The organism is Paenibacillus silagei, from assembly GCF_017874735.1.
In the GTDB taxonomy this organism is placed as follows: Bacteria; Bacillota; Bacilli; order Paenibacillales; family Paenibacillaceae; genus Paenibacillus_AQ; species Paenibacillus_AQ silagei.
Genome location: NZ_JAGGLV010000003.1, coordinates 23,314 through 36,615, shown reverse-complemented (window position 1 = coordinate 36,615; position 13,302 = coordinate 23,314). Strand labels below are relative to the sequence as shown.

At 51.8% G+C, this 13,302-nt stretch carries 13 protein-coding genes; 3 read left to right on the top strand and 10 right to left on the bottom strand.

Annotation, left to right across the window (positions count from 1 at the left end):
- Positions 1–98 precede the first annotated feature (98 nt).
- Positions 99–1,412, top strand: a complete 1,314-nt coding sequence (locus J2Z70_RS05685; RefSeq protein ID WP_209870307.1) for a transcriptional regulator — start codon at positions 99–101, stop codon at positions 1,410–1,412.
- Between the two features lie 74 nt (positions 1,413–1,486).
- Here J2Z70_RS05685 and J2Z70_RS05680 read toward each other — a convergent pair whose 3' ends face one another.
- Complete coding sequence (locus J2Z70_RS05680; protein ID WP_209870304.1) at positions 1,487–2,368, bottom strand: LysR family transcriptional regulator; 882 nt, start codon at positions 2,366–2,368, stop codon at positions 1,487–1,489.
- A gap of 120 nt (positions 2,369–2,488) precedes the next feature.
- Here J2Z70_RS05680 and J2Z70_RS05675 point away from each other — a divergent pair, with 120 nt between their 5' ends.
- On the top strand, positions 2,489–3,388 hold the full coding sequence (locus J2Z70_RS05675) for a DMT family transporter (RefSeq protein WP_209870301.1): 900 nt from the start codon (positions 2,489–2,491) through the stop codon (positions 3,386–3,388).
- 480 nt (positions 3,389–3,868) lie between these two features.
- Here the strand turns inward: J2Z70_RS05675 and J2Z70_RS05670 are convergent, their stop codons facing one another.
- The 8 genes from J2Z70_RS05670 to J2Z70_RS05635 all read right to left on the bottom strand — a co-directional run bounded on the left by J2Z70_RS05670 (position 3,869) and on the right by J2Z70_RS05635 (position 11,871).
- A complete protein-coding gene (locus J2Z70_RS05670; RefSeq protein WP_036728772.1) occupies positions 3,869–5,356 on the bottom strand; it encodes a DHA2 family efflux MFS transporter permease subunit in 1,488 nt (495 codons plus the stop codon).
- 42 nt (positions 5,357–5,398) lie between these two features.
- Positions 5,399–6,013: a TetR/AcrR family transcriptional regulator gene (locus J2Z70_RS05665; protein ID WP_209870298.1), complete on the bottom strand. Its 615-nt coding sequence runs from the start codon at positions 6,011–6,013 to the stop codon at positions 5,399–5,401.
- A 204-nt stretch (positions 6,014–6,217) separates the two neighbouring features.
- Positions 6,218–6,994: a stalk domain-containing protein gene (locus J2Z70_RS05660; protein ID WP_209870295.1), complete on the bottom strand. Its 777-nt coding sequence runs from the start codon at positions 6,992–6,994 to the stop codon at positions 6,218–6,220.
- Positions 6,995–7,093: 99 nt separating this feature from the next.
- The gene (locus J2Z70_RS05655) at positions 7,094–7,861 is read right to left on the bottom strand and encodes a M15 family metallopeptidase (protein WP_209870293.1); all 768 of its coding nucleotides are present in this window, start codon (positions 7,859–7,861) and stop codon (positions 7,094–7,096) included.
- 69 nt (positions 7,862–7,930) lie between these two features.
- Positions 7,931–9,265, bottom strand: a complete 1,335-nt coding sequence (locus J2Z70_RS05650; RefSeq protein WP_209870289.1) for an FtsW/RodA/SpoVE family cell cycle protein — start codon at positions 9,263–9,265, stop codon at positions 7,931–7,933.
- Positions 9,265–9,597: a PadR family transcriptional regulator gene (locus J2Z70_RS05645; protein WP_036694109.1), complete on the bottom strand. Its 333-nt coding sequence runs from the start codon at positions 9,595–9,597 to the stop codon at positions 9,265–9,267. The genes J2Z70_RS05650 and J2Z70_RS05645 overlap by 1 nt, the downstream gene beginning before the upstream one ends.
- A gap of 183 nt (positions 9,598–9,780) precedes the next feature.
- The gene (locus tag J2Z70_RS05640) at positions 9,781–11,235 is read right to left on the bottom strand and encodes a DHA2 family efflux MFS transporter permease subunit (RefSeq protein WP_209871028.1); all 1,455 of its coding nucleotides are present in this window, start codon (positions 11,233–11,235) and stop codon (positions 9,781–9,783) included.
- Positions 11,236–11,301: 66 nt separating this feature from the next.
- Positions 11,302–11,871, bottom strand: a complete 570-nt coding sequence (locus J2Z70_RS05635; protein ID WP_036728785.1) for a TetR/AcrR family transcriptional regulator — start codon at positions 11,869–11,871, stop codon at positions 11,302–11,304.
- Between the two features lie 208 nt (positions 11,872–12,079).
- Between J2Z70_RS05635 and J2Z70_RS05630 the strand changes: the two genes are divergently transcribed.
- Positions 12,080–12,523 carry a DUF4395 domain-containing protein gene (locus J2Z70_RS05630; RefSeq protein ID WP_209870287.1) on the top strand — a complete coding sequence of 148 codons (444 nt, stop codon included), beginning with the start codon at positions 12,080–12,082 and terminating at the stop codon, positions 12,521–12,523.
- Between the two features lie 174 nt (positions 12,524–12,697).
- Here the strand turns inward: J2Z70_RS05630 and J2Z70_RS05625 are convergent, their stop codons facing one another.
- A complete protein-coding gene (locus J2Z70_RS05625) occupies positions 12,698–13,228 on the bottom strand; it encodes a hypothetical protein (protein ID WP_209870284.1) in 531 nt (176 codons plus the stop codon).
- Positions 13,229–13,302: the final 74 nt, after the last annotated feature.

Here is a 13,302-nt window from a genome sequence, read left to right as displayed (position 1 = left end):
TTTAAGAACATTATTTTAAGAGGCTGCCGGAACATTGTAATATCACATTTATTGTGATATAACTCTTTTGATTGAACTGTTCATGAAAGGAATCTATTATGAAAATCAAGCTGGGTATTATCACGCCAGAGTCCCATATGGATTATTTCCGCGCCATTGAAGAAGAAATGCGGCCCCTATGCCAGTTCCGCTTCCTTACCATCAGCAATTTCCGGGAAACAACGGACATCTATCTCAAAAACCTGGATTCAGTGGATGGATTTGTGATCAGCGGGAGGATGCTTTACGAGGCCATTGACAAGGAATGCCTGGATGACAAGGTACCTGTTCACATTTTGCATGATGATGAGAACCTGCTGTACAGAGAGCTTTTCCGGTTGCTGGTTACAGAACCTGGACTTGATATCTCCCGGATCTATGTGGATTATGCGTATATCATCGAGTCTTTCGGCGAATTCCAGCAATACCTGACTCATGAAGGAAAGCCCGTGAACAGCGGAAATCTGCTGGAGCGGGTGGAGACCATGCTGGAGAACCATATCACGCTATGGGAAGACAAGAAAATAGATCTGTCCATCACGGCCTTCGGCCACTTTGTTCCGGAACTCCAGAAGCACGGCGTCAAATATATCTTAATTCGGCCCACACTAGAGAGCGTTAAAGTGACCATCAGCGAGATCATCAACGAAATTACCATCCTCAAGCTTAAGAACCAGAGGGCAGTGGTTGCGTGCTTATCGGTCCAATATGAGCAGCACTTCTCCGAAGAGGAGCTTCATGAGCTGAAAGTCCTTGTCGGCAATTTTCTGCGCAGCGTGAATCTGGCAGACACGGCCCAAATCTCAGAAGGCTATGTCAGACTGTACACCACCTTTGGCCATTTCATGAGGATCACCTCTAACGCTCATAACTGTTCCCTGCTGGAGTATCTGGAGGAGCGTATACAGGGCAAGGTAAAGATCGGCTGGGGCTCGGGGCATGAATATTTTCAAGCGAACGTCAACGCCACCAAGGCTCACAGACAGGCGGAAGCCTATACGGGCAGCAGCAGCTTTTTTATAGACGAGAATCAGAAGGTTGCCGGCCCCATGCGGAGCATGAATGTCATCCAGTTCTCCGAGCAGGGGGACCCGGAAATCCTTGCGTTAGCCAAAACCATTGGAATCAACAACATCAATTTGCAGAAAATCATGTCCTACGCAGAAATCATGCGAACCAATAAGCTATCCTCTGAGGATGTTGCACAGTGCCTGTCCATGACCGTTAAAGGTGCAAACCGAATTCTTAACAAAATTGAGGAAAGTAAACAAGTACAAACGGTATTTGAAAAAAGGGACAACAGTAAGGGGCGTCCCAAAAAATACTACGAGCTGTTGTTTCTCGACCATGAAGGGCGCAAATTAAGCGAATGATACGCGGATACGTATTGGCAAAAAGGCATGTTTTCTATTTTGAAAACATGCCTTTTTTTCGCTTTTTCAGCAAGTCAAATGGCTCCTTGGCTGGAAGACCAGTGCTGCACATGCTGTAAGAACCGCCGCGTGGCAGGTGAAGCATATTTCATCGAGTTGACTGCGATGCCCAGGGAACGGAAGCTCCGCTCCTCCAGCTCAAGCATGGCTACACGCTCATACTGGAACCGGGTGACCAGCTCTGGAAGGATGCTGATGCCCAGGCCTTTTTCCACCATGGCAATAATAGCGTAATCGTCCCCGGCCGAGAACTTGATGTTCGGCTTAATCCCGGCCTTCTCCAGCACCCGCTGCACATCATAATCCGAGCCGGGCTTCGGAATGATGAAGTCCTCGTAGGCGATCTGGGCCAGCGGCATATAAGGGGCCTTACTAAGCGGATGGCCGAGCGGGAGGATCGCCAGCATCCGGTCCCGCTTCAGCGGAATGACCTCGAACCGCTCCCTTGTAGGCAATGAGAGGAAGCCGCAATCAACCACCCCAGCCTCGATCCACTGCTCAATCTCCAGATAACCACCCTCCATCAGCTTGAACTCAATGTACGGATATTCCTCACGGAACTGCTTGATGATATCCGGCAGCCAATGCACAGAGACGCTGGTGAAGGTGCCTATCGTGATCGTCCCCGTCTCCAGGCCGTGAATATCCGTTACCTGCTGCTTAAGCTGCTCATTCCAATTCAGAATCTCCCGGATCGGCTGAAGCACCTGCTCCCCGTTCACCGTCAGCTTCACGCCCGATCGGCTGCGCACGAGCAGCGGGAAGCCGAACTCCTGCTCCAGACTGCTGATCGTATGGCTGATGCCGGATTGGGTAAAGCCCAGCGCCTCCGCTGCCTTCGTAAGACTGCCCAGCTCCACCACTTTCAAGAACACCTCGTACTTAATCAGACTCATGTCCAGCCCCCTCACTTAGCATGACAATTTCTCATGTATCCTATGATAAACATTCAGTTACCTTATGTATTCGAGCGTATTATACTATACTCACTTGAAATAAAGAAGGATGATGACTGAATGAAGCCGCTTAAGGCCGAGCTAATGCTCATTGTAGTAACACTGTTCTGGGGCTCCTCCTACCTGTTCATGAAGCTGGGACTGGGTACACTGGGAGAATTCAATCTGATTTCATTGCGCTTCGGGCTTGCGTTCATCCTGGCGGGGCTGCTGTTCCGCAAACGGCTGCGCAGTGTGGATGCCAGAACCTTGAAATACGGAGCCTTGCTCGGCTTCCTGCTACTTGGCGTATTCACTTGCATCACCTTCGGGCTGAAGACGACCACGACCTCTAATGCCGGATTCCTGGTTGCGTTGACCGTTGTCTTTGTTCCTATGCTTGAGGTTCTGGTGTTTAGAAAAAAAGTCGCGCCCCCGCAAATCTTCGGCACTGTGCTCGCCATCAGCGGCATCGGGTTGCTTACGCTAAACGGCTCGCTGCAAATCCGGCCCGGTGATCTCCTCTGCATTCTGTCAGCAGTATTCTATGCGGTGCAGATTCTCGTGACGAGCCGGGCGGTTAAGACCTGCGACTCACTGAATATCGGCATTCTGCAGCTCGGCTTCGCCGGGGGCTATGCCCTGATTCTATCTGCTATCTTCGAGACGCCTTCGCTACCGTCCACCCTCCCGGGCTGGATCGCGATTCTGGCTCTGGGGATCTTGTGCAGCGCCTGCGGGTTCATCCTGCAGCCGGTTGCCCAGAAGTACACTACACCGACCCGCACCGGTCTGATCTTCGCCCTTGAGCCGGTATTCGCTGCCTTCTTCGGCTACTTGTTCGTACACGAACAGCTTTCGCTCCAGGGCTACACCGGTGCCGCCCTTGTGCTACTGGGCATTCTGGCCTCTGAGCTGCTGGGCAAGCTGCATATGGTTCCTCCGGCAAGGATGCTGAAGAAGCGGCGGGCGCATCTGTAGCTCTTCTTCTGCTAGATTGAGTGGAAATGGAACAAACATCTTAGACATCCGTCCACTTTTGGGGTATCCTACGAATTCAGGGGCACTAGTGCTCTTCATTTGCTCCTTTCGCCCATATCCCGCGAATTCAGGGGCACTAGTGCTCTTCATTTGCTCCTTTTGCCCACATCCCGCAAATTCAGGGGCACTAGTGCTCTTCATTTGCTCCTTTCGCCCACATCCCGCGAATTCAGGGGCACTAGTGCTCTTCATTCTTCTACCTTCAGCCTTGAGCTGGTCCAGCATCCTCCCATGCACCCCCTCACCCGCACATTGTATTCAGTTTTCCACATACATCCGGCTCGCACCCATGGCCCCTCTATATCTCTTATCCCCACCTGAGCGTTCAAAAAGCACAAAAAAACGTCCCCCTGCCAACCGGCAGTCAGGGACGTTCTTTGTTAGTCTATAACATGTGTCGCCTATAACAGCTGTGGCCGATTAATGCCCCATCATCATAGCGGCATCTGTCTGCTGTTCTTCAGGAGAAGGTGCAGCGCCTGCTGTCTTCGGACGGCGCAGAATCAGACTGAGGACCACTCCGGCCACGGCGATGCAGCCCGAGAGGAAGAAGACATCCCCGAAGCCCTGTACGGCAGCGGCAAGCGGATTGCTTCCGGCCGTCATTTTACCCATATGCACCGCAATCTGGCTGGTCAGGTACCCGGTCATGCCGGCAACAGCGAACGATACCACAACCTGCTGGGCAGCGGCGGTAAGCGGGGTAACCCGGTTCACCCATTCACGCGGCGCAGAGTTCAGAACATGGGTGTTGACCGGCATCATCGACAGACCCATTCCCAGGCCCATCATGACCAGAGACAGTATAATAACAGGAAGACTGGTGTCTACTGTAACTCCTGAGAGCAGGAACAGTGCCGTCGATATAATACTGAGACCTACGAACACTAGCGGACGCGCTCCGATCCGGTCGAACAATCGGCCGCCCAGCGGCATCCCTACTCCGGAAGCCAGCGCCTGCGGAAGCAGGATCAGCCCGGTCTCCAGCGGTGTGTAATTGCGGATCTGCTGGAGGTACAGCGGAACGAACAGCATGGAGCCGAACAATGCCGCCTGTGTGACCCAGGACAGAATAATCCCGCGCGTAAAGTCCGAGGAACGGAAGACGCGCAGCTCCAGCAGCGGATGCTTTTGCAGCAGTTCAACAATGACAAAGACGATCAACGCGGCTCCGCCAACCGACAAGCCTAGGATAGCCCCGGTTGAAGTCCAGCTCTCTCCGCCGCCCTGATTGACGCCATAAGCCAGCATCGAGAACGCAAGCGGAGCCAGAATGATTCCGAGGATATCGAGGTGGGCTCTTCCCTTTTTCTCGGTCACCGGCAAATACTTAAGGCCAAGAATAATACCTACAATACCGATAGGCAGGTTAATCAGGAAAATCCAGTGCCAGCTCACATACTCCACCAGATAACCTGCGAGGATCGGGCCAAGGGCTGGAGCCAGCAGCATTGGAATACCGAGCATCCCCATGATCGAGCCTCTGCGTTCTGCCGGAGCGAGTCTGAAGACCATCGCCATCCCGATCGGAGCGACCATGCCGCCGCCAAGACCTTGAATGACGCGGAACAAGACAAGCTGCCCCGAAGTCTGAGCTACCGAGCATAACACAGAGCCAAGCACGAACATGGCAATGGTCGTTAGGAATACCTGCTTAGACCCGAACCGGTCGGTCATATAGCCTGCCAGCGGAATTACAGCAGCGAGCGCAAGCGTGTAGCCGGTAATCGCCCATTGAACAGTCTTCAGGTCCGTATCGAAATACTGCACCAGATTCGGAACGGCCACATTGACTGCGGTGCTGTCCAGAATAACCATGATCATGCCGACAATAATCGCCAGCAATGATGGAATTATAGCTCTCAGCGAGAACGGCGCCTCTGCGGCGGCGGTGTTACTTGGATTCATAGGTTTTGACATTCTCTTGTCCACTCTTTTCTCTATTCATGATTAGTTATACTTGTGAAAATACAGCTCAAACAACCCGTCAATCTGCTCCTCCAGCGGGGCCAGCTTGAAGATCTGCTGAAGATCCTCACGCTCCTTGGGGAGACTGCTCACCATAATCACCGGAAATACAATGGCCCCGTAGATCTGCAACGTCATCGTCATCAGCTTGTCACGGTCCTGCTCTCCGGTAATCTCGGCAAGTGCATCAAGAATCCGTTCAATTCTCATCAGCTTGGAATATTTCGCATATTCATCGTGGGAGCCCATAATATGGTGTCTCTGATCCAGCATCTGCCGGGCCATCCCGGGATAACGGCTAAGATTCATAATGTAACGGGTAAAAAACAGCTTCATGCGCTCCTTCGGCGGCAACGAAGTGTCCTCCAGTGCCTTAAAAGCATCGTCAAAGGTCGCCACGAGCTGCTTCACAGCATCGCCGAACAGCTTCTCCTTGGAGCCATAGTGGTAGTTCACCAGGGCCAGATTGGTCTCAGCTCTTGCCGCGATACTGCGCAGGGTAATGCATTGGAATCCGTCCTCACGGATCAGCGCAACCGTGGCATCGAGGATAAGTTGCTTCGTATCTTTATCTGAAGAATCAGCTTTGTTGCCCAATTTAACCATAATGCAGCTTGTCGCCCTCCTCTGTCACAGAATCTTAATCATTGATCTAATCAACGATTTAAACATTGTTTAATTCGAATTTAAAATTACTCTCTTTCCGGCATTCTGTCAACAGAAAGTTAAAGGGAGAATTCCTGCAGCTATACTTAAGCCGTGGAATTCTCCCTTGGGAGCAGAGTTATGTCATATGCGAATCTAGGATGGGGCCGGGCCGGCTAATACTTCACTGGCTGCCTGGACCGGCGTTAGGGTTAGCTTGGTGAGCTTGCCTGAAGCGCCTAGTTCCAGAGTCAGTACAGCCTCCGCTTTGGTGAAGGACAATACACTCACAATCGTGATTACTCCATCCTGCTGTGTGCTGGTGGTCGATTTCACTCCGCGGTAACTGCCCGCCAGCATGTTAATCCCTTCCCAGCTCTGCTGGAGAGCCGGAAGAGCAGCGGGTTCTGCGTCCTTGGCGTAATACCGCTCCTTCAGTGCCGGATAGTTACCAGCTGCCAGCAGACCTGCTACGGCACTTGCCATTACCTCCCGTGTGTATACTTCAACCTGAGCGGTTTCCGGATTATAAGAAGTAACCAACCCGATCGCTGCAAAAAAAGACAGCGGCGCGAACGCTTTTTTTTGTTTTAACTCAAAGCCGCCTGTAAACGGTACTTTGTTCTTGCCGTCCAGCACAAGCTCCTTACCGGATAATCTGAACTGAACACTCTCCTGGAACCGTTCCAGCAGGAACGTCCCGGTAGCTCCACTGAAGGAGACCTTATATTTGAGGGCCTCTACCGTCTCCCGCAGCGGGAGCATGACGTCCGGTCCGTTGGTATAGGCCGATGTCTCACCCGTCTGCAATTCCTGACCGTTCACGATAATCCTCAAGCTTCCGGCGGCACTAACGTTATTACTGGTCAATACACCTGCTCCTGCTGCAAATAACATTACACTAAGGAATACGGCTGCGATTCTTTTGAACAAATCGATCCCACCTTTCCTATATTCGAATATTATGCACGCATGCTTCAGAGATTAACCTTGCCTTATTCATTAACCGTTCTATACTGCTTTGGAACAGCCCTACTCCACTTTGAAGTTGAAATATTGCTTCGGGTAAGGCTCCTTGATCAGTGTGAAATGCCACCATTCCTTGGCGTACGGCTTGAAGCCCTGCTTCACCATCGCATCCTTCAGCAGCTTCCGGTTCGCATGTTGGGTGCTGCTGATAAGATTCGTATTATAGTAAGAGATTTCGCCGAAAAAATCATAAGGACTGCCCATATCCACCAGCTTGCCTGTACTCTTCTGAGCCAGCGTCAGGTCGATCGTGCTTCCCCGGGAATGCCCGGATTTCTTGGCGATGAAGCCCAGCTTGAACAGATTCCGCTTGTCCAGCTTCGGATAATACTGCGCCTTCATCTTCAGATCACCGGCGTCTTGTGACCAGCGCACGAAGTGATTAACGGCTTGCTGCGGACGGTAAGCGTCATAGACTCTCAGAATATAGCCTTTCTGTTCCAGATCTTCGCTAACCTTCTTCAGCGCAGCAGCGGCGGTCTTCGAGAAGATCGCGAGCGGGGCCTTATATCCGTCCACCCTGGTGCCGGTAAAATTATTCTCACTATAGTAACGGATTTCATATTGCGCCGAGGGAATAACCTCATCCAGATAGACAAAACCGCCGGGGAGATTGTTTTTCTTCACAACTGTGCTTGGTGTAAACGGTGTCTCAGGAGTCACGGATGCTGCTTTTGCCGTTGTCATGGCGCCCAGAAGTGCAGCCCCGCTTACAATCATTGCGCCTAACAGTAATCCCAGTCTTGTGCCTCTAAATCGCAGCTTATTCACAATGTTTACTCCTCACCTGCCTCATCCCATATTTACCCTTCCAGTATACGGTGCAGCCCCAGGGAGCGTCTATAGCGAAGATGGAGCTTGCCCCGCCGGGAGCATATCTTTGCGCCTGTAGACCCCCATCAGCAGCCCGAGAGCCGCGAATTCAATGAACACATGCTGGCCGTAGCTCAAAAACGGGAACGGTATGGAGATCAGCGGCATTCTGCCGGTGAGAATAGTCAGGCCATAGATTAGACGAATGGAGAGCATCAGAGCCAGTGCCAGAATCAGTGCCCGTCCATAGGTATCGCTTACGGTGCGTGCAGAGTATAACATTCTGAGCACAAACCAGCAGACCAGCACAAGCAGCAGCAGACCGCCAGCCCAGCCGAAGCTCTGAACCAGGTACACAGGGAAAAAATCTGTATACGGATAGGGCAAACGCTTATCTTCTGCTAACTCGACAATACCTTGTCCTCCCCAGCCTGCGGAGGTCAGGGTGCTGTGAATCATCCGGTTAAGAAAACCTACGCCATTCTCCGCATCATTGATAAATAAGTATCTGTTGAACCGGTCGCGCAAATACGTTTCACTCCAAACATAGAGGGCAAGGCCAGATACACAGCTTGCGGCAACAACCACCGCTCTGCCCCATCTCCGGGTAATCCACACATATAATGGTAAAGCAACCGCCAGATATACAACCAGTTCGGCAAAAGAAGGTATGACAAGATAGATGGCCGCAGGCAGCAGCAGCAAGCCTACCTCCTTCCAGTTTCTAATCCGGCTGCCTGAAGCATTCTGCACCCCGGGTCTTTTCAAGAGCCCTGCCAGTCCGACTATAAAGAGATAAGGACTATATCCAATGAGATCGAACCGGAAGCCCAGAATGAAAGCATAACGCCTCGTGCCGTTTATCATATTCGGATTAAACCACATAACGACGGCAATCAACAGCAGCGCTCCGCCATAGATCCACCCCGAAGCCCGCTGCAATTGCTTGAAATTGATAAAATACATGATAGCCATGACCGCGATCCCAAGAACGATATACACAGATTGGCGCAACATAAGGGCATCAGGAAACTTGTAATAATCCCCAAACCCCGCCTCCACAGCTGCCATCCCCAGCAGACTTACCACCGACAACAAAATAACACCCGCCAGCAGCGACCAAGGAATCCTGGGCTTGTGAATCTGGTGCAGATCCCGGCCGATGGCCTGCGGATCACCCAATTGTGCAATTGCATACTGCTGCGCCTCTTCTTCGGAAGCCCCCTGCTGCTGCCTCTCCATCATCAGGTCGGCGAAATGTCCGCTCAGCTCCTCCCGGATCTCATCGTGCATTCCTTTAGCCTTTACTTCGGCGCACACCCTATTCAAATAGCGGTTCAGCACCTTCTGATTTGGTTCCATCAGCCGCTGCCCTCCCCCAGAACGGTATCCATAGCACCCTTGAACAGTGCCCATTCCGCCTTCTTCTCCTGCAGCTTGTGCTTGCCCTCATCCAGTAGCCGGTAATACTTGCGTCTGCGTCCGTCTACCTCCATCCAATACGCTTCCACCCAGCGTTCACTCTCCATCGCATGGAGAATCGGGTAGAGCGTACCCTCCTTCAGGGCAAAAACTCCCTGTGAGCGCTGCTCCAGCTCCTTAATCAGCTCGTACCCATACAGCGGCCTGTCGAGCAGCAGAGTGAGGATCATCGTCCCCGTGCTCCCCTTCAGCATTTCTTTGCTGACCTTCATCGGCATTTCCTCCTGTTTGTTTCGCCTATACATCGTTAATCTATGCTTAATATACAGTATTAACCAATTGAAGTCCAGCCTTTCCGACATCCGCCTCCATACATTAACACGCACAAAAAAACCTCTCCCGCCAAATGGTTGCCCATTTTAGCAAGGAGAGGTTCTTATTCAATTCCATGATAATTAATGCATCGAAGCCTGAGTCTTGTGCGATACGATGACACGCTTCAGGAAGAACGCAATCACCAGACCTATAATAGCCATGACCATCCCGAAGATGAAGGCATTCTGCACTCCATGAGTGAAGGCAGCGCCGATGTTCAGCGGATCAGCCGGGTTAGTGACGGTCTGCATGTAGCTTTTGGAGCCGGAGGTCATGATGCTTACCGCCAGCGCTGTACCAATCGCACCCGCTACCTGCTGAAGTGTATTCATTATGGCTGTACCATGCGGATAGTATTCCAGCGGAAGCTGATTGATACCATTCGTCTGTGCAGGCATCATAATCATAGAGATTCCGATCATCAGCACACTGTGAAGCACGATCACGAAGACAACGGTCGAAGTAGCTGTAATTCCCGAGAAGAACCACAAGGATACGGCGACGAGCGCCAGCCCTGGGATAACCAGCCATTTCGGACCGTATTTGTCGAACAGACGTCCCATGACTGGCGACATCAGCCCGTTGATGATTCCGCCCGGCAGCAGCAGCAATCCTGCCTTGAAGGCTGAATACCCTTGTCCCTGCTGCAGATACATAGGAAGAATCAGCATCGAGGAGAGAATAACCATCATACAGATGAAGACCATCAGTACCCCAACCACGAACATCGGGAACTTGAAGGCGCGCAGATCAATCATAGGCTGCTTCATCGTCAACTGGCGGATACAGAACAGAATAAGGGCAATCGCACCGATCACGATGGCAATAATAACCTTCGGACTTCCCCAGCCTTCCGCTTCACCGGCACTGCTGAAGCCGTAGACAATACCGCCGAAGCCGAAGGAGGACAGAATAATGGACAGGACATCAATCTTAGGCTTCGTCACTTCCGTGACGTTCTGCATGAAGAGAATTCCGCTAATTAGAGCCATTACCAGGAACGGCAGGGACAGCCAGAAGATCCAGTGCCAGCTCAGGCTCTCAATCAGCAGACCGGCAATCGTAGGTCCAATCGCTGGAGCTACCATAATTACCAAGCCGATAAGTCCCATCGCCGCCCCTCTTTTCTCAGCGGGAATGATGATTAGAATCGTATTGAACATCAGCGGCAGAAGCAGCGCGGTTCCCATCGCCTGCACCACTCTCGCAGTGAGCAGAAACTCGAAATTCGGCGAAATCGCCGCAAGGAACGTGCCCAGAATAGAGAAGCATAGGGCTGCGACGAACAACTGTCTTGTGGTGAACCACTGGAGAAGCATCCCGGAGATCGGAACCAGAATGCCCAGCGTCAGCAGATAGGCGGTAGTCAGCCACTGCGCCGTTGATGGTGTAATTTGCAGGACATTCATAAGATCACTTAAAGCTACATTTAGGGCGGTCTCACTGAACATGCCGATGAAGCCGGCAATCAGCAGGGAGATCAGAATGGGTAAAGTCTTGAATTGCCGGGGCTTACTTGAACCCTTGTCAGTCATAGTTGCATTCACTCTCGTATCCTCCTGGTATCTGTGTATATCTCTCTAGGGTCTTGCGTATTACGGTTAAGCCAGTATTGCCGGAATGCACTCTGCTGCTGCTTCCAGCGGTTGAATATTTCTGCAGGTCAACGCCTGCAGCAGCGCCCCCTCGAACAAGGAGACCACCACCGAAGCTTTGCACTCTGCCGTTTCCTCCTGTACCCCCTCCCGGATCAGACGCTTCGCAATAATATCCTGCCAATCCCTGAAGACACACTGGCAAGCAGTGCGCAGCTCATGGCTGACACAGGAGGTCTCCACGGCTACCCAGAAGCTGAACGGAACCAGTCCTTCAAAAGAGGATTTCTCCGCCTCATTTGCCATAGACATGATGAAATTCTGCACAGCCTGAGCCGGCACCGCTTCACTCTCCATATAATGGCGCAATAAACGGGCTACCTCTTCACTAGTCCGGTTAATGCAGGTCAGGGCCAGCTCCTCTTTGCCGTGGGGAAAATAATAATACAAGGAACCCTTGGGCGATTCGCTGTCTTTAATGATCTGATTCAGTCCGGTAGCATGGTACCCCTGTGTAAAAAACAACCTGGAAGCCGTATCCACAATGGCTTCGCGTGCATTAGGCTTGTTCGACAAGCTCTACACTTCCTTATCTTGACGATCCAACCATTATAACAATTGGTCTACATAATAAAACCACAAAAAAACTCCTCCTGTCAATGGATAATAATTTTAAATTTTAATTTTCACTGTTGGTTCATAAGACTTAAGGATTGCCACGCATCCGTTCTGCCGCTATAATCGAATTAAAATTAATTATTCCAATGTGAAAGGTGTGATTACAATGAGTCAAAAGCCTGCAATGCAGGGAATTCCCAGCCCGCTAGTGAAGCTCAATCAGGCCTTCATTGTCATATCTGTATTACTGGCCTTGCTCACAGGCCTCCACTGGATTCTCGCCTTCCCGCTTGCCGCCGGATTATCAGGTCTAATCTTCGGATATCATCCCGTCATCAGGCTATGCAGCCCGCTGCTGACGAAGCCGCGCTCCGCCTATGTGCTTGAAGACCCGGAGCAGCAGCAATTCAACCAGAAGATTGCCGTCTTCTGTCTGGCGGGCGGACTGGTCAGCTTTCTGGCCGGCTGGACGATTGCCGGATATATCTTCACCATGATGGTCGGAATCGCAGCAACGGTTGCCATTCTCGGCTTCTGCATCGGCTGCTTCATTCATTATCAGTGGAGAATGTACACTTACAGACGCAAGCAGGCCGGGCTTCACAAATAATCCGGGATTTCCTTCCTGCTGCATACCTCTACCCCTTGTACAGAACAGGCCAGCCAGTCCTTGCAGCAGTGGAACACTACTGTCAAGGCTTGGCTGGCCTGCGCCCTCATCCATATTAAGAATCAGGCCTTGGGAAGCGCCTGCCGGAATGAGACGGACTAAGGTGTAGCCCGTTCAGCGTTCCCTGCCTGCCACATCCCAGCGGTGACGGAACTTCTCGAGGCGCGGATGGACCTCAGCCGGCGCTTCGGAGAGCAGCAGACGCAGCTTGACGATCCACTCCTCGAAGGAGGAGAAGGAGGCGAACAGATTCGCCATATCTGGAGTCAGATAGAGAAAATACGGCGCGGGGTAAATGTCGCTGATATGACGCAGTGCCGAATCCAGCGGGGTATACTTCTTACGCTTACCTTCGAGGCTCTCTACCGTGATGAAGGACTGTCCCTGCTCTTTTTTCCACGCATGCAGCCGGTCATCCCGCTTATACCAGGCCTTCACCGGCTCCTTCGTCATCCGCCGGACGGTTTCTTCATGCAGCGGGTAGAGCACCAGCTTCGTGAACTTGCGCTCCACTGCCGTCTCCGCCGCCTTAAGCAGCTCCATATCCGATATATGCTCGAACGAATCATAGAAGATCAGCGTTCCCTTACGCTCACTGGCTGGCGGTTCATAGCCATAAGGCATATGTTGTATGTCACGTGTCATCATATTACCTCCCGTGTATTACTGCCTATAGCATATCATGCTACCCGGGACGGCGTACAATTCTGCAAGCTTGT

What these genes read in the sequence shown, in the direction of transcription:
- J2Z70_RS05670 (WP_036728772.1), bottom strand. Translation starts at nt 5,356, where the DNA reads ATGAATCCAAGTAACACCGCCGCCGCAGAGGCGCCGTTCTCGCTGAGA.
- J2Z70_RS05685 (WP_209870307.1), top strand. Translation starts at nt 99, where the DNA reads ATGAAAATCAAGCTGGGTATTATCACGCCAGAGTCCCATATGGATTAT.
- J2Z70_RS05630 (WP_209870287.1), top strand. Translation starts at nt 12,080, where the DNA reads ATGAGTCAAAAGCCTGCAATGCAGGGAATTCCCAGCCCGCTAGTGAAG.
- J2Z70_RS05625 (WP_209870284.1), bottom strand. Translation starts at nt 13,228, where the DNA reads ATGACACGTGACATACAACATATGCCTTATGGCTATGAACCGCCAGCC.
- J2Z70_RS05645 (WP_036694109.1), bottom strand. Translation starts at nt 9,597, where the DNA reads ATGAAGGTCAGCAAAGAAATGCTGAAGGGGAGCACGGGGACGATGATC.
- J2Z70_RS05675 (WP_209870301.1), top strand. Translation starts at nt 2,489, where the DNA reads ATGAAGCCGCTTAAGGCCGAGCTAATGCTCATTGTAGTAACACTGTTC.
- J2Z70_RS05640 (WP_209871028.1), bottom strand. Translation starts at nt 11,235, where the DNA reads ATGACTGACAAGGGTTCAAGTAAGCCCCGGCAATTCAAGACTTTACCC.
- J2Z70_RS05650 (WP_209870289.1), bottom strand. Translation starts at nt 9,265, where the DNA reads ATGGAACCAAATCAGAAGGTGCTGAACCGCTATTTGAATAGGGTGTGC.
- J2Z70_RS05680 (WP_209870304.1), bottom strand. Translation starts at nt 2,368, where the DNA reads ATGAGTCTGATTAAGTACGAGGTGTTCTTGAAAGTGGTGGAGCTGGGC.